This is a genomic window from Weizmannia acidilactici, from assembly GCF_008974185.1.
Classification (GTDB): domain Bacteria; phylum Bacillota; class Bacilli; order Bacillales; family Bacillaceae_C; genus Weizmannia; species Weizmannia acidilactici.
Window position 1 is genome coordinate 1 of sequence record NZ_BKZP01000122.1, and the last position, 207, is coordinate 207.

The 207-nt window shown below is 51.7% G+C and carries 2 tRNA genes; both read left to right on the plus strand.

The window, feature by feature from the left end:
• Positions 1-39: 39 nt before the first annotated feature.
• Positions 40-116 (plus strand) — tRNA-Ile (locus BpJC4_RS15970).
• 13 nt (positions 117-129) lie between these two features.
• Positions 130-202 (plus strand) — tRNA-Ala (locus BpJC4_RS15975).
• Positions 203-207: the final 5 nt, after the last annotated feature.

Consider the following 207-nt stretch of genomic DNA (forward strand, 5'->3'; position numbering starts at 1 on the left):
ATGAATCCTTTCTAAATATATTATATTTCCTTTCATTAAGGGCCTGTAGCTCAGCTGGTTAGAGCGCACGCCTGATAAGCGTGAGGTCGATGGTTCAAGTCCATTCAGGCCCACCATCCCTTAATGAACGGGGCCTTAGCTCAGCTGGGAGAGCGCCTGCTTTGCACGCAGGAGGTCAGCGGTTCGATCCCGCTAGGCTCCACATGA